The following is an 18,420-nucleotide window of genomic DNA, read 5'->3' as shown; positions in this document are numbered from 1 at the left end:
TCCTTGTGAGCGTCCTAACCTGTTTTCGCCAGCATATTAAGTCCTCTCATCACAGGGGGGCAAGTGAAATAATGGCCTGGCATCTTTAAGTTAATATTAGCCATCAAAGCGTGACGTCACCTGTTAACGAAAGCCTCCGCCGTCACGGGCGGAGGCTTATCTTTACGCTGTCAGTTAAAAGTCGTAGCCCACGGTGGCCATGACGCTGCGCTCTGCTCCCCAGTAGCAGTTGCCGGTGCCGTAGCAGCCGGAAACGTATTCACGATTGCCGATATTGTTGGCGTTGACCTGCACATAAGCGCCTTTCAGCCCCGGCGACCAGACGCCGAGGTCAGCCCGCATCATGGCGTCCATCAGCGTGACCGACGGCAGCCGCGCGGTGTTGGCATCATCCGCCCACTGTTTACCAATGTAGCGGACGCCGGCGCCCAGCGAGATCCCCGCCGGAAACTGATAGCGCGCCCAGAAGGAGGCCATCTGATCCGGGGTCAGCTGCGGCGTGTTGTTGTCGGTACCGTCCTTAGTGTCCTGGAAGCGCAGACGATTCCAGGTATACGAGGCGAGGGTGCTCAGCTGCGGGGTGATCTGGTGGTGCGCTTCCAGCTCAACCCCCTGGGAATGGACCTTACCCGCCGGAATATAGGTGGCGGTGGCGATGTTGGGGTCGCGGGTGGCGACATCCTTTTGCATCAGATCGTAAATCGCAATGCTATAGAGGTCGCTGCTGCCCGGCGGCTGGAACTTCAGGCCGGCTTCGACCTGTTCGGCGGTGGTCGGTTTCAACGGTTTGCCGTCAGCGCCGGGCAGCATCGCCGGGGTAATCGCCTGGCTGTAGCTCAGGTAGGGCGAAAGACCGTTGTCCAGGGCGTACAACAGCGAGGCGCGGCCGCTGATATGGTCGTCTGAACGGCGGTTTGAGGTGCCGAAGGTATCGCTGACCTGCTGGGAAACGATACGGTCATAGCGGGCGGAAACATCCACATGCCAGCGGTCCCAGACCATCTCATCCTGCAGATACAGCCCGGTCTGGTAATAACGGCGATTATTATCATCGCTGTAGGTCACGGTATGCCCGGTCTGGGTGGTATAGCCGGTAAACGGGTTAAGGGGCGCCGCGCCGCCGGCGCCGGTCCACAGATCGTTGCGGAAGCGATGGTATTCAGCGCCGAGGATCAGGGTATGCGCCAGATCGCCAGTATTGAAATCGGCGCGCAGGCGGTTATCGGTTGACCAGCCGTCCAGCGAACCGCGCGAGCCGCTGTAGCCGCGAGCCAGCATGTCGCTGTCATCTATCCAGCCGACCTGGTAGACCTGATCGAGGGAGACGTTGGTGTGGGTGTAGCTTCCGGCGGAATAGACCGACCAGACGTCGGTGAACTGGTGGTCAAACTCATAGCTGTAGATCTGCTGGCGGCGCTGATAGCCATCTCCCGGATCGCCCTCGTTGGTGCTGGTGGAGAGCTTACGGCCATTGTGCGCGTAGCGGGTGCCGTCCAGCGGCAAAGAGCCATGATAGCCACCGGAAGGATCTTTTTGCAGATAGGCGCGTAGCAGCAGCGAGGTATCGCTGTCCGGCTGCCACAGCAGGGAAGGTGAAATGGCGTAGCGCTCTTCGCGGGTATGGTCATACTGCGTGTCGCTGCTGCGGGTCATACCGATCAGCCGCCATGCCCACTGCTCATTGATGGCGTCGGTGTAATCGAAGGCCGCGCCTTTGGTATTTTGCGTCCCGCCAGTCAGGCGGACGTGGCCCTGCTGACTGAACTGCGGGCGCTTGGAGGTCAGGTTGACCACGCCGCCCGGCACGCTCTGCCCGTAGAGCGCGGAGGAGGGGCCGCGGATCACATCGACGCGTTCGATAAACCACGGGTCGATCTGCACCACGTTATGGCTGCCGCCGTCGCTCATCAGACGCATGCCGTCGAGGAACAGGTTATCGACGTCGCCGCCGTGGTAGCCGCGCAGGGAGATAGCGTCAAACCGGGTGGCGCCACCGCCGAAGCTGGAGTAGACCCCCGGGGTATATTCCAGCGCCTGGCTGATGGTATTCGCCCCCTGATCCGCCATCTGCTGGCGGGTGACAACCGACACCGACTGGGCGGTGGTGATTAACGGCTGGTCGGTTTTTGTCGCCCCGAGCGAGGTGCTGGCGCTATAGCCCTCAGTCGGCGCGCTGGCGGATGCCGGCGGGCTGGCCGTTACCACCACCGTCTCTTCGGCCTGCGCGGTGAAGGGAAGTGCGATCGCGAGGGCGCACAGCAGCCCCGGGCGTTTGCGAGAAATAGCCACGTTCATAAGATCATCCTGAACCTGCGCGGTCTGGTACTCCTGTACGCCGCCGCGGGAAAAACGAATCTGTCATTATTCGTTAAAAAGTAATGCGAATTATTATTGTTTGTATTTATGCGATCAAGCGAAAAGGTGATCTGTTCAGCGCGAGGGGATGGAGAAGGGTTTCCCGCGAGCCGCAGAATGGGCCTGCGCGGGACGGTAGTGACCAGGGAGACCGCTTCCCCCTACCGATTTTGGTAGGGGGCGGCAAAGCGTCAGGAGCCGGTCTTTTGCGGTTCCGCAGGGGCGGGGTCGTTAGCCGCGGGCGCCGCAACAGGTTTGTCCTGCGGTGAAGGCGTTGTCGCCGGACGGGTAGCAGGCAGCGCATCGCAGGGTTTCTCCTGCGGGCAGATCAGATCCAGCATCTTAAGGGTGACGCCGTTGGTCCAGCCAAAGCCGTCCTGCAGTGGATATTCCCCACCGCCGCCCCCGGTGCCGGTCGAGCTTACGTCATACTTCTCCACCAGCTTTTGCTTGCTGTCATAGGTATGCTGCACGTTGGTCAGGAAGCGCCAGGTGACCTCCATGGCGATCTTCTGCTGACCATAGTTTTGCAGCCCCTCGACGGCCACCCACTGCAGCGGCGCCCAGCCGTTGGGGGCATCCCATTGTTGGCCGCTGTTGACGGTGGTGGTGGTCAGCCCGCCGGGTTTGAGCAGCCGCGACTCGGCGGCGGCCGCCACTTTCGTCGCTCGCTCGCGCGACGCGGCATTGACGTACAGCGGGAACAGCGCCGCGGCGGTCAGCTGATTGCGCACCTTGTGGGTTTTCAGATCGTAATCGGTGTACCAACCCTCTTTTTCATTCCACAGGTATTTCTCGATAGCCTGCTGGCGGGCGTTGGCCAGCGCGTCGTACCGGGTAGCGCCGGCGCTGTCCCCCGCTGCTTTACTGGCGCGGGCGAGTGTTTTCTCCAGATGGAACATCAGGGCATTGAGATCGACCGGGATAATCGAGGTGGTGCGAATGGTGGCGAGCTGCTGCGGATTGTCCATCCAGCGGGAGCTGAAATCCCAGCCGGAAGCGGCGGCGGAGCGCAGGTCGCGATAGATCTCGGTGGCCGGACGATTCGGGTTGCTTTTGGCGGTTTTGACGTCGTCAAGCCAGGACTCGGGGCGTGGGGTGTCGTTATCGTCCCAGTAGCGGTTGAGCAGCGCGCCATCCGCCATCCGCACCGCCCGTTTGTCGGCGCTGCCGGGTGCCAGCGCGTCCGCCCCGGCCATCCAGTAGCGATACTCTTTCTCCAGCTGCGGCTGGTAGGTTTTCAGCACCTGGTCGCCATCGTGCGTCGCCAGCAGGCTTACCATAAAGGAGAAGAAGGGGGGCTGCGAACGGCTGAGGTAATAGGTGCGGTTACCGTTGGGGATATGGCCCCAGGTGTCAATTTCCGCAGCGAAGTTGGCGACCATATCTTCGACTTTATCCCAGTGACCGCTTTCGGCAAGACCCAGCATGGTGAAATAGCTGTCCCAGTAATAGACTTCGCGAAAGCGTCCTCCGGGGACCACGTAGGGCTTAGGCAGCGGCAGCAGCGAGTCCCACTTTTCCACCTCAACGGTGCTGCGGGTCAGGACCGGCCACAGGCCGTCGATATGCTGACGCAGGGTTTGCCCTTTGGGCGGCACATAGGCGTCGTTCTCTTTCGGCAGCGTGAAGTTCAGCTCGACGAAGTGGCGCAGGTCGAAGCTGGCCTGGTTTTTTTGCATCCGGTAATCGGCAAGGATCATCAGCGGATCGCTGTTCGGAATGGCGTCAGCGAACGTTTTCTGATCAGAAAACAGTTTCGCGCTTTGCACATCATTAAACAGCGGACCGAGCAGGATATCGGGTGATTGCGGGATTGGACGGGTTTCTTCAGCCTCTGCGGTCAGCGTCGCCAGGGCGATAAACGCACCCCCTAGCGCCAGACGAAGAGCATAAGGCAGGGTAGCGGGGCGACGGGAAAAGGGACTCGTCATGGATTGTTCTCCTTATCATTGCAGACTCATGTGCCACTGCATTTGGCCATCAGAAAACCATAGACGAATATCCGCCGCTGCGCGTGTCGAAGCTAACATTTTGCGCTAAAACAGAGAATTTACCGCTCACCGGTCGCTATCCAGGCGGCACAATTCTGCTCAGCCCAATATTATATCCTTAATTATATAAATGCTGACTGGTGTTATTTTTGTTGTGAATGTTTCTAGGTAAATAATAAGCGCTATTCGATAGCGGCATCCGAAAAAAGAACGGATGTTTATCTGTAACAATAAGGTTCGTATTTATCGCATTTTAAAAATTGCGCAACGGATGAAGGCTGTGATCTGTCAGGCAAAAATACCGGGATTAATATGACTGAAGCCTGGCAGGATCACATAAATTAAAAAACATAAATAATTAATAAAAAAACATAATGGCGCCGCGCATAGCGGATAAGTAAAAAATGCAGACAGTACAGAAACCGGTTTCATTTTGCATAAAGGAGTGGTGTATGTCTGCTGGCGAAAAAATTTCTGTCAGAGAGAAAATAGGTTATAGCCTGGGGGACGCAGCCAGTCACATCGTATTTGACTCGTCTGTGGCTATTCTGGCTTATTTTTATACCGATATTTATGGCCTGCCGCCCGCCGTAATGGGGACGATGTTTTTGCTGGTGCGTCTGCTGGATGCGATTACCGATCCGATTATGGGCGCGATTGCTGACGCCACCTCAACCCGCTGGGGCCGCTTTCGCCCCTGGCTGTTAGCGATCTGCGTGCCCTTTGCGGTGAGCTGCGTGCTGGTGTATTCCATTCCCTCCTTTTCCGACTCCGGAAAAATTGCCTACGCCGTGGCGGCTTATATATTTATGACACTGATGTATACGGCGATTAATATTCCGTACTGCTCGCTGGGCGCGGCGCTGACCTCCGATCCGCGCGAAAGCCTCTCGCTGCAGTCCTGGCGTTTCGCTATCACCCCAATCGGCGGCGCGCTCGGTACTGCGTTTATTTTACCGCTGGCTGATTTTCTCTATCCCGGCGATCGCGCGACCGGTATTCAGGTCTCGATGGCCCTGTTTGGCGTTATCGGCTGCCTGATGTTTATCACCTGTTTCGCCACGACTAAAGAACGCGTGCAGCCGATTAAAGAACAGAACCTGAACATCGCGCGGGACGTGAAAATACTATTTCGTAACGATCAGTGGCGTATTCTTTCCGTTTACAATTTTATGATGCTGGTCGCCGTGGTAATTCGCGGTGGCGCCGTCGTCTATTATGTTAACAGCGTCCTGCATAAAGGCGCCGACGTGATTACCATATTCATGCTCGGCGGTATGTTTGCCTCCATGCTGGGTTCGGTGCTGGCCAAACCCTTCGGGACGCGCTTTTGTAAGGTCCGATTCTCTTTCTGGATTAATCTTCTCACCGCCGCGCTGGGCGTGGTCTGCTTTATCGTCCCGGTACAATATTGGATTGCGGTGCTCGGCGTGCATATTCTGATTTCTATCATTCAGGGCGGCAACGGCGCGTTGCAGTGGTCGATGATTACCGACGTGAATAACTATGGCGAATGGAAAACCCAGCGGCGTATTACCGGTATGAATGTCGCAGCAAATATCTTTGTCATCAAGCTGGGCGTCGCCGTCGGCGGGGCCATCCTCGGCTGGATATTGGCCTATTTCCATTACGCCGCTAACACCACGGTGCAGTCGGCTTCAGCGGTGCAGGGCGTGGTGCTGTTGTTTACTCTGGTCCCTTCCGTGTTTTATGTGCTTACCGCCGTCTCGATTAAATTCTACGGCTTAACGGAAAACAGAATGAACGGCATCGTTGATGATTTAAAACACGGCACTTTCGCCGAATCCTGAATATTCCACGCTGTATTAAGAGGGCTATGCAGGTAATTCCCTGGATAGCCCGGCTATACCCTGGATGAAACATATAACAATGTAATTAGGGATGTTAATAATGAAAGTAAACTATATGGCTCTGATTATGAGTGGCCTGTTCTCCTCTAGCCTTTGGGCCGCGGCGAATAATCACCCGACGGATATTGAAAAACGTTTAGCGCAGCTGGAACAGCGCGTAATAAATGCTGAGCAACGAGCGGCCGATGCGGAAGCGAAAATCCAGACCTTAACCCGACAGCAGAGCGTGGTGGCGAAAAGCACGCCAACTGTCAAAGTGGAGTCCGCCGAGCCCGTCGCACCGGGCGCGGAGCCGACAACACTAACGCTGTCCGGCTATGGGGATATCAAATTTTATGGTGATGTCGAATTTAACATGGATGGCGCCAGCAGCAGCGGGAGCCTGACTTCGGTAAAAACCACGGCAAATAAAGACTGGGCGCCGGGCAATAATGAACGCTGGGATATTAATGGCCGCCTGCTGTTAGGTTTTGACGGCATGCGCAAAATGGATAATGGCCGTTTTGCCGGTTTTTCCGTCCAGCCGCTGGCCGACCTGAACGGCAAAATGAATCTTGATGATGCGGTATTCTTTTTTGGCCAGGAGAACGACTGGAAGGTGAAGGTTGGTCGTTTCGAAGCCTACGATATGTTCCCGTTGAATCAGGATACGTTCGTGGAATACTCCGGGAACACCGCCAACGATCTGTACAGTGACGGCTACGGCTATATTTACATGATGAAGGAAGGGCGCGGTCGGAGCAACAGCGGCGGCAACTTCCTGATGAGCAAAACCCTTGATAACTGGTATTTCGAACTGAATACCCTGCTGGAGAACGGCAGCACGCTATTCCAGGACCAGCAGTATCATGGCACCGCACTGGAAAATGAGAAAAATGTGGCCTATTTGCGCCCGGTTATCGCGTGGAACAGCGGGCGCTTCTCCACTGCCATCGCCATGGAAAGCAACGTGGTAAATAACGCCTATGGCTATCACGATGCGAAAGGACGCTGGGTCGACCAGTCCAGCCGTACCGGCTATGGCTATACGATGACGTGGAATGGGCAAAAAACCGATCCGCAGGACGGCGTGGTGACCAACCTTAACGTCGCTTATATGGATGCCGAAGATGAGACTGACTTTACCGCGGGCGTTAACTCCCTGTGGCACGGTTTTGAGCTGGGCTACATTTACGCTCATAACAAAATCGACAGCTTTAACACCGCTGATTTTATCGCTAACTGCGACGATAATTGCTGGATCGCCGATCCGGGCAACTATGATATCCACACAATCCATGCGTCGTACCTGTTTCCGAACGTAATGAATATGAAGAACTTCAACATCTATCTTGGGGCCTACGCATCATGGATTGAATCCAACCCAAACAACGGCGACGGCCAGGAAGACTCCCGCTATGGCGGCCGGCTGCGCTTCAAGTATTTCTTCTGAGCAACACAGAGCCTGCACAGCGCAGGCTCTGTGCTATTCAGCCGCCTGTCGCTACGCGGCGTGGCTCGCGAAGCCTCAGCGTCCCGTGAATCCACTTGCCCCAAACTGGTGCGTTTAACGCTAAAAACCGCCCACAAATAAGCAAAGTGTCTGGTTGTTTTTTAATCAATTCAGGGCCATGGCCTCACAGCGTAACGCTGCGCCGACGCGCTGTGTGACCTGGCATAATTAATGCTTATCTCTTATCGGGATTACCACAAAGTGAGTACAACCGGAGGAGACGGCCATGATAAAAATAACGCTTCCTGACGGGCATTATTATGACGAGATGCTGACCGCCCAGGGTGAGCAGCGGCCGCACTATAATGCCTGGTGGCAATGGTTTCGCAACACCGATCAATTCTCTATCCGGCAGAAAAAAGCGCAAGCGGAACTGCTTTTTCACCGTATCGGCATCACCTTTAACGTGTACGGCGAGGATGAGGGAACCGAGCGGCTGATCCCGTTTGATAGCGTGCCGCGGATCATACCCGCCGGGGAGTGGCAGCGCATTGACCGCGGCATTCGCCAGCGGGTGAAAGCGCTGAACGCTTTCCTCTATGACATCTATCATGAACAGAATATTCTGCGCGCGGGGCTGATACCGGCCGAGCAGGTGCTGGCCAACGAGCAGTATCAACCGTGCATGCAGGGCATCAACCTGCCAAACAACACCTATGCCCATATCACCGGCGTCGATATGGTGCGCAATAACGACGGCCAGTACTACGTGCTGGAGGATAATCTGCGCACGCCGTCCGGCGTCTCCTACATGCTCGAAAACCGTAAGATGATGATGCGCCTCTATCCGGAGATGTTCGAGCAGCATCACATTGCGCCGGTGGAGCGCTACCCGAGCTACCTCCTGCAGACCCTGCGCGAAAGTTCGCTGGTGGATGATCCCTGTGTCGTGGTGATGACCCCGGGTCGCTTTAACAGCGCCTACTTCGAGCACAGCTTCCTGGCGCAGCAGATGGGGGTCGAGCTGGTGGAAAGCGCCGATCTGTTTATTAAAAACGGCGCGGTGTATATGCGCACCACCGAGGGGCCGCGGCGGGTGGATGTGATTTATCGCCGCATCGACGACGCCTGGCTCGACCCGCTGGCCTTCCGCGCCGATTCGATGCTCGGTGTCCCGGGGCTGCTGTCCGTCTATCGCGCCGGCGGCGTAGTGCTGGCCAACGCCATCGGCACCGGGGTGGCTGACGACAAATCGATCTATCCGTACGTCCCGGAGATGATCCGCTTTTACCTCGGCGAACAGCCGATCCTCAGCAATATCCCCACCTGGCAGTGTCGGAAAGCGGAGGATCTGCGCTACGTGCTGAGCAATCTGGAGCTGATGGTGGTCAAGGAGGTCCATGGCGCCGGGGGCTACGGCATGCTGGTCGGCCCGCGTTCCACCAAAGAGGAGAGGGAGGCCTTCCGCCAGCGCCTGCTGGCCAATCCGGCCAACTATATCGCCCAGGATACCCTTGCGCTGTCGACCTGCCCAACCTTCGTTGATGAAGGGCTGTCGCCACGGCATATCGATTTACGCCCCTATGTGCTTTCCGGACAGGAGATGCGGCTGGTGCCCGGCGGCCTGACCCGCGTGGCGCTGACCGAAGGGTCGCTGGTGGTCAACTCGTCGCAGGGCGGCGGAACCAAGGATACCTGGGTGATGGAGGATGACGCATCATGCTAAGTCGTACGGCGAGTGAACTGTTCTGGATGGCCCGCTACCTTGAGCGGGCGGAGAGCTACGCCCGGGTGCTGGACGTGACCTGGAAATTATCAATGATCCCCCGCCACAGCCAGCAGTCGCGGGATCTGGCGCTACCGCTGAATTTGTCAATGACCCACGAGCTGTTTCAGGCGCGCCATGCCCGCTTTACCATGAGCAATCTACTCAACTTTTTTGCCCTCGATGGCAACAACCCCTGCAGTATTTACAGCTGCGTGGAGATGGCGTGGAACAACGCGCACGCGGTGCGCGGCAGTCTGTCGGCCGAAGTGTGGGAGAGCATCAATGCCACCCGCATCGAACTGCGGACCCTCCGCCAGCAGGGGCTGGGCGAACTGGGGAGCGACGGCTTTTTCGAGTGGGTGAAAGAGCGGGTGCATCTGTTTCGCGGAGCGGTGATAGGCACGCTGCTGCGCAACGACGCCCTGAGTTTTATCGGTATCGGCACGCTGATCGAGCGCGCGTTCGCCACCACCCAGCTGCTGCTAATTAAGGATCAACAGCTGACCAACGATCCGGACCCGGTGCGCGAATACTACCGGCTGGATACCCTGCTCAATGCTGTCAGCGCCCGCGAAGCTTACAACAGCCTCTACCGCCAGCCGGTCAGTCGCGAAACGGTGATGGAGCTGCTGATCCTGCGTAACGATATTCCACGTTCGCTGCGCGCCAGCATTGCCGACCTGGTGGGCGAACTGGAGAAGATCGCCAACGATCGCTCTTATCAGCCGCTGCGCCTCGCCCATCAGCTCAACGTTGACCTGCGCTTCAGCACCCGTGACGACCTGGCGCAGGCGGACCTGCAGACCACGCTTAACGGACTGCTGGCGAGAATTAACGCCCTGTCCGACAGCATCAGACAAACCTATCTGGAGGCCTTATGAAACTGGTCATCGATCATCTCACCCGCTATGGCTACGATGAAGAAGTGAAGTTTTCCACCCAGTATCTGCGCCTGACCCCGCGCAGCACCGGACGGCAGACGATCACCGCCTGGACGCTGACCCTGCCGGACGGCGCGGCGGTGACCACGACCGACGGCTGGGGTAATGTGCTGCATGTGCTGACGCTGGATAACCCGCATAAAGAGATCACCATCCGCGCCAGCGGGATTGTCGATATCGCCGACGAGGGGGAAGAGACGTGTGATGAAGAGGCCGAGCTGCTGTCGCCGCTGGTTTTTCTGCGCAGTACGCCGCTGACCCGCGCCGATACGGCGATCCGTGAGTTCGCCCAGCGCCTCTATCGTCCCGATGCGGCGGAAGAGAGTTTGAATCAACTGATGGCGGATCTGCTGTTAAGAATGCCATACTCCCCCGGCGCGACCCAGGTCCAGGACTCCGCTGCCGACGCCTTCGCCCGGGCGAAGGGCGTGTGCCAGGATCATACCCATGTTTTTCTCGCCTGCTGCCGGGCGCTGGAGATCCCGGCGCGCTACGTCAGCGGCTATGTCTACAGCGATAACGCCCAGCATGTCGCGATGCATGCCTGGGCGGAAGTGTGGCTCGACGGCCGTTGGCTGTCGTTTGATATCACCAATAATACCCGTCGCCTGAATCAGCATCTGCGGCTGGCGACTGGGCTGGATTATCTCGACGCCTGCCCGGTACGGGGCACCCGGCTGGGCGGCGGCGGGGAGATTATGTTAACCAACGCTGAAGTGCGCGAACACAGCCAGCAGGCGCAGCAGCAATAATACGGGAATAACCGCAATGACCTACTGTGTGGCCATGTGCCTGGCGGATGGACTGGTGTTTGCTTCCGACTCCCGCACCAACGCGGGCGTCGACCATATTGCCACTTTTAAAAAGCTGCACGTTTTCCATCAGGAAGGGGAACGGGTGCTGGTGCTGCAATCCGCCGGCAACCTGGCCACCACCCAGAGCGTGATAAGCCTGCTCAGCGCGCGGATCCGTACCCAGCAGGAGCCGAACCTGATGCAGGTGACTTCCCTCTACGACGCCGCCATGCTGATCGGTAAAACGCTGCTGGAGGTGATCCAGCGCGACAGCAGCAACCAGCAAAACTGCAGTAATACTAACTTCAACTGCAACCTGTTGCTTGGCGGCCAGATCGCCGGCGAAACCCATCGTCTGTTCCATATTTATCCGGAGGGCAACTTTATTGAAGCCACCCGCGACACGCCTTATTTCCAGATTGGCGAAAGCAAGTACGGCAAGCCGATCATCGATCGGGTGCTGACCATCGATACGCCGCTGGAGCAGGCGATGTGCTGCGCCTTGATCTCCATTGACTCGACGCTGCGCAGTAATCTGTCCGTTGGCCTGCCGCTGGATACGCTGCTCTACCGCAGCGGCAGCCTGAGCAGCGCCGGGCAGCATCGCATCACCGACAGCGATCCCTACTTCAACCGCATCCGCAAGGCGTGGTCCGAGGGGCTGTTGCACACCTTCCAGACTCTGCCGGCCTGGACGCCAGCAGAGCGGGAAGGGGAGTAGCCCTGGAATACGACCTCGCCCGGAGCCCGGCCACACGGATGATGACCGGCTCCCTTCGCCCTTAACGCGTCTCCGCCAGCCGCTCGCCGCTGGCGGCATCAAACAGATGCAGGCTCTCGCAGCGGAGAGTCAGCCCCAGCGTCTGCTGCGCCGCGACCGCCACCCTGCCGGCAACCTGCACATGCACCGGAAAACCCTGCCAGTCGAGATGCAGCAGGGTGGACTCCCCCGTCACCTCCATAATGTTTACCGTTGCCAGCGCGCCATGCGCATCCGGCAGAATATCCTGCGGGCGCAGGCCGACAATCAACGGGGCATCGCCCTGGTTCGCCACCGCCTGATGCCAGCGTTCGGCCAGCGGAAACCACAGCGCGCCGCAGGCGACGCCGGGCTGGCCATTGCGCACGTCTCGCTGACCGGGCAGGAGGTTCATCGGCGGGGAGCCGATAAAGCGGGCGACGAAGGTGTTGCATGGCTGGTCGTAAATGGCCAGCGGCGCCCCCTGCTGGACGATCTGCCCGTCGCGCATCACCACAATCTGATCGGCCAGAGTCATTGCCTCCACCTGATCATGGGTGACATAGATCATGGTGGTATTGATGCGCTGGTGCAGGGATTTGATCTCCGCGCGTAGCTCCATCCGCAGCTGAGCGTCAAGGTTCGACAGCGGCTCATCGAACAGGAAAACCTGCGGGTTCCTGACCATTGCCCGGCCCATCGCCACCCGCTGGCGCTGGCCGCCGGAGAGCGCACGCGGATAGCGAGCCAGCAGTTTATCAATCCCCAGCAGGCTGGCGACCTGCTGCACTTTGCTTTTCTGTAACTGCTTATCCACCTTTTTCACCTGCATATGAAAGGCGAGATTTTCCGCCACCGTCAGGTGGGGGTAAAGCGCATAGCTCTGAAAGACCATCGCCACATCGCGGTCGGCGGGATCCAGATCGTTGACCGGCCGCTGGTTCATCAGAATGGTGCCGCCGGAAAGCGTTTCGAGACCGGCCAGCAGGCGCAGCAGGGTCGACTTGCCACAGCCGGAAGGGCCCACCAGCACGGTAAAGCTGCCGTCGGGGATGGTGAGGTCCAGCGGCTGGAGCACCGTCTGTTTCCCGTATCGCTTGGCGACATCGATCAGTTCAACACTGGCCATCGGTGGCCTCCTCAAGGTGATGTTGCAGGGTATGCCAGTCGGGATAGCGGCGCGGGGAGGTGCCGATCGCCTGCGCGGCGACGGTATTTCCCCAGCGCAGCGCTTCTGGCACCGGTTTACCGCTTAGCAGCGCGGCAAGAAAGCCCGCGTTAAAGCTGTCGCCAGAGCCGATGGTATCGATGACGGTGACGGGCCGGGTTGGCGCATGGTGATGGCTGTCGGTCGTCCAGCAGTCCGCGCCGTCAGCGCCGCGCTTCACCACGCACCCGCCGCTGCCGCTGAGCCGTGCCGCAAGGGCTGCGGCGGCTTCGGCGAGGGTCGGGCGGGCGGCCAGCTGCTGGGTTTCAACGTCGTTGAGCAACAGCCAGTCGCAGTCGCCCAGCCAGCGGTCGACCTCATGACGCAGCGGGTCGCTCCAGCCCTGGGGCGGCCAGCCGGTATCGACGGCAAGGGTAAACCCGCGCTGGCGGAGCGTGGCGAGCAGCTGCGGATAGTCGGACAGCAGCCTGGTACAGAGAAAGGTGCCGCAGAGCAACACGATATCGCCCTCGCCAGCGGCGGCAGGCAACTGGTCCAGCACATCCCCGGCGGTCAGGCGGGTAATGTGTCCGTGGTTGCTGAGGAACGAGCGCTCTTTGTTGGGATGGGTGACCGCCACCGTCAGCGAGGTTTCACAGGGATACTGCGGCCAGCGCGCGCTATCGCCGGGAAACTGTGCCGCCAGCCACGGGGTAAACGCGTCGTCGCCCTGACAGCCGACCGCGCAGTGCGGCAGCTGCATGGCGGCGGCGGCCAGCGCGCAGTTGCCAGCAGAGCCGCCGGGCCGCAGAGCGCTGTGCTCGAGCATCATCTCAGTTCCCTGCGCGGGCCAGTGGGGCAGGGTTCCCATCACTAAATCAATATTGTAATTGCCCACGATATAGAGCACAGGTGTCCTGGTGTTATCCATAGTTATCCTTTACTTCCCCCGTTGGTGAGGCCACTGACCAGCGATTTTTGCAACCAGATTGCAATCAGCAGCGGAGGGACTGAGGCGAGTATGCCTACCGCCGCCACCAGTCCGTCATCGGTGGCGCGGCCGGCGGTGAAGCCGGCGATGGTCACCGGCAGCGTTTGGGCGGCGAGGTTGCTGGTAAACAGTAGCGCATAGAAAAACTCATCCCACGCCAGCAGCCAACCGAACAGCGCGGCGGCGCCAAGCATCGGTTTCGCCAGCGGCAGGGTGATGCGCAGCAAGACTTGCCAGATGCGCAGACCGTCAAGCCGTGCCGCCTGTTCGATATCCTGCGGTAGGGTATCGAACTGGTTTTTTACCATCCACGTCAGAAACGGCACGATCAGCGAGCAATAGACCAGCACCAGTCCGCTGCGGGTGTTGAGCAGGCCAAAGTGTTCGAGAATAAAATAGAGCGGCAGCACAAAGGCTACGGGCGGCACCATATAGATGCCGAGGCCGGCGTACAGCCAGCCGTCGCGTCCGGGGTAGCGAGAAAAGCTGAAGGCGGCGGGGATCGCCAGCAACAACGAGACCAGCGTCGCGCCAGCGGCCACCAGCACGCTGTTGCCCAGCGCGGGGAGAAACAGCGCCCCGGGTTCGCCAGGGGCCAGCGACAGCAGATGGCCATAGCGGCTAAAGTCCCACTGCCGCGGGATCCACGCCAGCGGGACGCGGGTGAGGTCCGCGGTGGTGCTGACGCTCATCAAAAATAGCCACAGCATCGGGGCGAGGATCGAGACCGCCACCGCCAGCGCCGCCATGTAACGCAGCACGATGTACCCTTTACGCTTCATCATCAATACTCCGGCGCCGCTGACGCAGCAGCAAAAACAGATACAGGGCGATCAGTACGGCGCACATCAGGCTCATCAGCATGGCGTAGGCCGCGCCGCTGCCGGCGCGCAGATAGCTGAATGACTCCTGATAGACAAAAAAGCTCAGCGTTTTGGTGCTGTCCAGCGGGCCGCCGCGGGTCATAACATAGATAATGTCGAACACTTTGAAGGCATCGATGGTGCGTAGCACCAGCGCGACGCCAAGAGGGCCCACAATGGCCGGAAAGGTAATGGCGCGAAAACGCCGCCAGGCGGAGGCGCCGTCGAGCCGCGCCGCCTCGTACAGATCGTCGGGGACGGACTGCAGCGCGGCCAGCACCAGCAGAGTGACCAGCGGGTAGTTTTTCCAGATATCCGCCAGCATCACCGCGTGCAGCGCAGAATCCGGCGAGCCCAGCCAGCTGCGATAGCTGTCAATCAGCCCCAGCTGGCTGAGCAGGGCGTTAACGCTGCCGTAGTCGGGATTAAAGTTAAGCCGCCACATCATGGCGTTGACGATCGTCGGCAACGCCCACGGCAGGATCACCAGCACCCGCAGGACATTACGCCCGACAAAACGCTGATTCAACAACAGCGCCACCAGTACGCCGATCGCCCCCTCAATCGCCACCGAGACCACGGTGAAATAGAGCGTTCGCGCGAAGGCGGCGCGAAAGTCCGGGTCGGTCAGGGCATAAAGATAATTATCCAGCCAGACGTAGTGGGTCGCCTCGCCGCTTCCCGCCAGCGCAGTATCAGTGAAACTCAGCCACAGGGTGCGCGCCAGCGGCCACGCAGTGAGGATAAACATCGCGATAAGCATGGGCGCTAACAGCACCCATGCCTGACGATGCTCGCGTCGTTGCAGACTCAGCATCACGCCTCCTTAACGCAGACGGGCCGCGCTGGTGTCGACCGCCTTGAGGGCGACGTCGGGCGTGGCTTTACCCTGCAGTACCGATTGAAGCTGCTGTTGCAGGGTGTTTGACAGGCGCGAGTAATCTGCCGTTTCGGGGCGAGAGAGCATCACGTTCAACGACTTGTCGGCGGCGGCGATCAGGCTCTCCTGGCCTTTGGCAACGGCAGGATCCTGGTACGAGGCTTTCCATACCGGCAGGCTCAGTTTGGCATACTTGTCCTGTACCGGCTGGGAGGTGAGGTAGTGAATATACTGCCAGGCCTCTTCCGAATGCTGACTGGCTTTGGCGATGCCCAGTCCCATTGAACCGTTGACAGCGCCGGGTTTATCCGGGGTATCGCCTGGGGCGGGGACAATGCCAACATCACCTGCGACTTTACTCTGTTTCGGATCGTTGGCCATGTTGTACATATAGGTCCAGTTGAGCGCAAAGGCGGCGTCGCCATTGGAGAAAGCCTTACGCACATCCTCCTCAAGGTATTCACGTGATGCCGGGTTGCTCAGCCCCTGATCGAGCGAGGTTTTCATCAGCGTGACCGCTTTCAGCGAGGCGGGCGTCGAAAAATCGAGCTTGCCGTTCTGGTAGAAGCTCCCGCCGAAGCCGGAGACGAGGGTGGTGTAATCACAGACCAGCGCTTCCGCTTGCGACCAGCTCCACACCAGCGGATATTTAACGATCCCTTTGTCCTTAAGCACTTTAGCGTCGTCCATCACCTGCTGCCAGCTGACTGGCGGCGTTTTGATCCCTGCTTTGTCCAGCATGGCTTTGTTGTAGTACAGATATTTGGTGTCGAGGATCCACGGCATGCCGAGGGTTTTGCCTTGATACACCACGGTATTCATCGCCCCGGGGAAAATCTTCTCACGCTCGTCTGGGGCAATTCGTGAAGAGACATCCTGCAGCAGATCGAAGCGGCTAAACTCCGCCGGCCAGATCGCGTCGAACAGCACCACGTCGTAGCCGTTACCCCCCGCGCCGCGGGCGGCGACGATCTTGTCGTGCAGCGCTTCGTAGGGAACGAATTCGAGGTTGACCTTCACATCAGGATGTTGCTTTTCGAAATCGCTGGTCATCGCGCGAATGTCGTTTTCGCTATAGGCCGCCTGGGTCATAAACAGGGCATTAATCTGGGTCGCTGCGCTGACGCTCCCACTGATAACGAGCATCGCCAGCAGACAGGCGTTGACCCGTAGTGCGCTGTGGTATTTCATCTTTGCTCTCCGCTGTGCTGTACTGAAAGGGGTTATGATTTATTAAATCAATTTGATTGATTTAATCAGGGCGACACTATCGGCAACATCTCCCGAGTGGCCCTGGGACTAAGCGTAGCAAAGGGTATGCCATCGCGAAGGCTCGCCTGCGCGGGTCGTTGTCAGATCTGTGATGCCGGCTAAAATTTCACCAGTCCAGCCTGGAAGGGAAACGATGAAAACATCAGGTACAAACCTTGAACATGCCCGGGTGCATAACCGCCGGGTGATCATTGAGGCGGTGCGTTTACATGGCGAGCTGACCCGCGCCGAGCTGGCGCGGCTGACCGCGCTGACCCCGCAGACCGTGTCGAATATTGTGGCGGAGCTGGAGCAGATGGATCTCCTGACCAGCCACCAACCGCGGCGCGCCAGCGGCCGGGGACAGCCAGCGGTGCCGGTGAGCCTCAATCCCGCCAGCGCCTGGTCGATTGGCATCCATCTTGATCATCAGACGCTGATTGTGGTGCTGGTGGATCTGACTGGCGAGGTCCATTTTCGCCGACTCATTCTGGTGCAAAAGCCCCAGCCTGGTGCGACCTTTGCCCGCCTCGCTGAGGTGCTGGATGAGATCCGTGCGCTGCCGGCGCTGGACTGGTCGCGGGTGCTGGGGATGGGGGTTGTGATGCCGGGGCCCTTTGGCGTGGAAGGGATTTCGTCGACGGGACCCACGACGCTTAACGGCTGGGAAGGGGTAGACGTAGCAGCGGAGCTCGGGCGACTGAGCGGCCTGCCGGTGACCCTCGAAAACGACGCCACGGTGGCCGCCATTGGCGAACGCTTTCACGGCGTGGCGCGGCAGCTCAACTCCTTTGTCTATCTCTACATAGGCACTGGTCTGGGCGCCGGAATTTTTACCGATGGTCATGTGTATACCGGCCATGCTCATAACGCCGGCGAGGTCGGGCATATTGTGGTCGCGCCGAATGGTCGCCCTTGCTATTGCGGGAATGAGGGATGTCTTGAGCGCTATGTTTCCCTGCAGGCGGCCTATGAGTTTTGCGGCCTCGATCCCTATCGCGCCCTGCCGGAGGATCTGCTGTCGGTGGACGCTGCGCTTTTCGACCAGTGGATCACCAGCATCCTGGCGCCGTTGCGTCAGGCGATCAATTTGCTGGAGTGCGTCTTCGATGCCGAGACGGTAGTGGTGGGCGGCATGATGCCCGCCCCGCTGCTGGAGAGAGTGCTGGCGCGTCTGCCGCCGCTGTATCAGTCCGTCCGCGGGCGTTACCTGCCGGCCCAGCGTGTCAAAATGGGGATGACCGGCACTGATACCGCCGCGCTGGGCGCCGCTGCGCTGCCGATCTTTGACGAATTTAATCCGCAGTTTCAGGTGTTGATGAAAGCGGTAAATACAAACGCGCTTTTTGGCAAAGCTAAGTAAATTAAATACTTTGTTATTTAACGTGTTATCT

14 protein-coding genes are annotated in these 18,420 nt (G+C 59.0%); 7 read left to right on the top strand and 7 right to left on the bottom strand.

Annotated elements, in window-relative coordinates:
* Positions 1–174: 174 nt before the first annotated feature.
* Positions 175–2,295: a TonB-dependent siderophore receptor gene (locus CE636_RS05715; protein WP_017900192.1), complete on the bottom strand. Its 2,121-nt coding sequence runs from the start codon at positions 2,293–2,295 to the stop codon at positions 175–177.
* Between the two features lie 251 nt (positions 2,296–2,546).
* Positions 2,547–4,289, bottom strand: a complete 1,743-nt coding sequence (locus CE636_RS05710) for an alpha,alpha-trehalase (protein WP_017900191.1) — start codon at positions 4,287–4,289, stop codon at positions 2,547–2,549.
* A 512-nt stretch (positions 4,290–4,801) separates the two neighbouring features.
* Between CE636_RS05710 and CE636_RS05705 the strand changes: the two genes are divergently transcribed.
* The 6 genes from CE636_RS05705 (at position 4,802) to CE636_RS05680 (ending at position 11,876) form a co-directional block, all read left to right on the top strand.
* Complete coding sequence (locus CE636_RS05705; protein WP_017900190.1) at positions 4,802–6,160, top strand: glycoside-pentoside-hexuronide (GPH):cation symporter; 1,359 nt, start codon at positions 4,802–4,804, stop codon at positions 6,158–6,160.
* Positions 6,161–6,260: 100 nt separating this feature from the next.
* Positions 6,261–7,652, top strand: a complete 1,392-nt coding sequence (locus CE636_RS05700; RefSeq protein ID WP_017900189.1) for a carbohydrate porin — start codon at positions 6,261–6,263, stop codon at positions 7,650–7,652.
* A gap of 286 nt (positions 7,653–7,938) precedes the next feature.
* Positions 7,939–9,378 carry a circularly permuted type 2 ATP-grasp protein gene (locus tag CE636_RS05695; protein WP_004180417.1) on the top strand — a complete coding sequence of 480 codons (1,440 nt, stop codon included), beginning with the start codon at positions 7,939–7,941 and terminating at the stop codon, positions 9,376–9,378.
* Positions 9,372–10,301, top strand: coding sequence for an alpha-E domain-containing protein (locus tag CE636_RS05690; protein ID WP_002910835.1), 930 nt, complete (start codon positions 9,372–9,374; stop codon positions 10,299–10,301). The genes CE636_RS05695 and CE636_RS05690 overlap by 7 nt, the downstream gene beginning before the upstream one ends.
* Positions 10,298–11,113: a transglutaminase family protein gene (locus tag CE636_RS05685; RefSeq protein ID WP_017900188.1), complete on the top strand. Its 816-nt coding sequence runs from the start codon at positions 10,298–10,300 to the stop codon at positions 11,111–11,113. Before CE636_RS05690 ends, CE636_RS05685 begins: the two co-directional genes overlap by 4 nt.
* Positions 11,114–11,129: 16 nt before the next feature.
* The gene (locus CE636_RS05680; RefSeq protein ID WP_004203290.1) at positions 11,130–11,876 is read left to right on the top strand and encodes a proteasome-type protease; all 747 of its coding nucleotides are present in this window, start codon (positions 11,130–11,132) and stop codon (positions 11,874–11,876) included.
* Positions 11,877–11,937: 61 nt separating this feature from the next.
* On the opposite strand, the gene CE636_RS05675 is transcribed toward CE636_RS05680, so the two are convergent.
* Genes CE636_RS05675 through CE636_RS05655 form a run of 5 tightly spaced genes read right to left on the bottom strand, consistent with a single transcriptional unit; the run spans position 11,938 to position 16,966 of the window.
* Positions 11,938–13,023, bottom strand: a complete 1,086-nt coding sequence (locus tag CE636_RS05675) for an ABC transporter ATP-binding protein (protein ID WP_017900187.1) — start codon at positions 13,021–13,023, stop codon at positions 11,938–11,940.
* Complete coding sequence (locus CE636_RS05670; RefSeq protein WP_017899873.1) at positions 13,010–13,972, bottom strand: carbohydrate kinase family protein; 963 nt, start codon at positions 13,970–13,972, stop codon at positions 13,010–13,012. Before CE636_RS05670 ends, CE636_RS05675 begins: the two co-directional genes overlap by 14 nt.
* 2 nt (positions 13,973–13,974) lie before the next feature.
* Positions 13,975–14,814 carry a carbohydrate ABC transporter permease gene (locus CE636_RS05665; protein WP_004203287.1) on the bottom strand — a complete coding sequence of 280 codons (840 nt, stop codon included), beginning with the start codon at positions 14,812–14,814 and terminating at the stop codon, positions 13,975–13,977.
* Positions 14,804–15,712: a carbohydrate ABC transporter permease gene (locus CE636_RS05660; protein WP_017899871.1), complete on the bottom strand. Its 909-nt coding sequence runs from the start codon at positions 15,710–15,712 to the stop codon at positions 14,804–14,806. Before CE636_RS05660 ends, CE636_RS05665 begins: the two co-directional genes overlap by 11 nt.
* Before the next feature lie 9 nt (positions 15,713–15,721).
* Positions 15,722–16,966, bottom strand: a complete 1,245-nt coding sequence (locus CE636_RS05655) for an extracellular solute-binding protein (protein ID WP_017899870.1) — start codon at positions 16,964–16,966, stop codon at positions 15,722–15,724.
* Between the two features lie 214 nt (positions 16,967–17,180).
* Here CE636_RS05655 and CE636_RS05650 point away from each other — a divergent pair, with 214 nt between their 5' ends.
* Positions 17,181–18,389 (top strand): ROK family transcriptional regulator, encoded by a 1,209-nt coding sequence (locus tag CE636_RS05650; protein ID WP_004203282.1) that lies wholly within the window; start codon positions 17,181–17,183, stop codon positions 18,387–18,389.
* The last annotated feature ends 31 nt before the right edge of the window (positions 18,390–18,420 follow it).

Source organism: Klebsiella sp. LY, assembly GCF_004010915.1.
GTDB lineage: Bacteria > Pseudomonadota > Gammaproteobacteria > Enterobacterales > Enterobacteriaceae > Klebsiella > Klebsiella quasipneumoniae.
Note: the sequence above shows the minus strand (reverse complement) of the source record. Positions and strands in the feature narration are given on the sequence as shown.

Bases quoted from the DNA above. Each gene is read 5' to 3' on its own strand.
- CE636_RS05715 (WP_017900192.1), bottom strand. From the start codon at position 2,295: ATGAACGTGGCTATTTCTCGCAAACGCCCGGGGCTGCTGTGCGCCCTC.
- CE636_RS05710 (WP_017900191.1), bottom strand. From the start codon at position 4,289: ATGACGAGTCCCTTTTCCCGTCGCCCCGCTACCCTGCCTTATGCTCTT.
- CE636_RS05705 (WP_017900190.1), top strand. From the start codon at position 4,802: ATGTCTGCTGGCGAAAAAATTTCTGTCAGAGAGAAAATAGGTTATAGC.
- CE636_RS05700 (WP_017900189.1), top strand. From the start codon at position 6,261: ATGAAAGTAAACTATATGGCTCTGATTATGAGTGGCCTGTTCTCCTCT.
- CE636_RS05695 (WP_004180417.1), top strand. From the start codon at position 7,939: ATGATAAAAATAACGCTTCCTGACGGGCATTATTATGACGAGATGCTG.
- CE636_RS05690 (WP_002910835.1), top strand. From the start codon at position 9,372: ATGCTAAGTCGTACGGCGAGTGAACTGTTCTGGATGGCCCGCTACCTT.
- CE636_RS05685 (WP_017900188.1), top strand. From the start codon at position 10,298: ATGAAACTGGTCATCGATCATCTCACCCGCTATGGCTACGATGAAGAA.
- CE636_RS05680 (WP_004203290.1), top strand. From the start codon at position 11,130: ATGACCTACTGTGTGGCCATGTGCCTGGCGGATGGACTGGTGTTTGCT.
- CE636_RS05675 (WP_017900187.1), bottom strand. From the start codon at position 13,023: ATGGCCAGTGTTGAACTGATCGATGTCGCCAAGCGATACGGGAAACAG.
- CE636_RS05670 (WP_017899873.1), bottom strand. From the start codon at position 13,972: ATGGATAACACCAGGACACCTGTGCTCTATATCGTGGGCAATTACAAT.
- CE636_RS05665 (WP_004203287.1), bottom strand. From the start codon at position 14,814: ATGAAGCGTAAAGGGTACATCGTGCTGCGTTACATGGCGGCGCTGGCG.
- CE636_RS05660 (WP_017899871.1), bottom strand. From the start codon at position 15,712: ATGCTGAGTCTGCAACGACGCGAGCATCGTCAGGCATGGGTGCTGTTA.
- CE636_RS05655 (WP_017899870.1), bottom strand. From the start codon at position 16,966: ATGAAATACCACAGCGCACTACGGGTCAACGCCTGTCTGCTGGCGATG.
- CE636_RS05650 (WP_004203282.1), top strand. From the start codon at position 17,181: ATGAAAACATCAGGTACAAACCTTGAACATGCCCGGGTGCATAACCGC.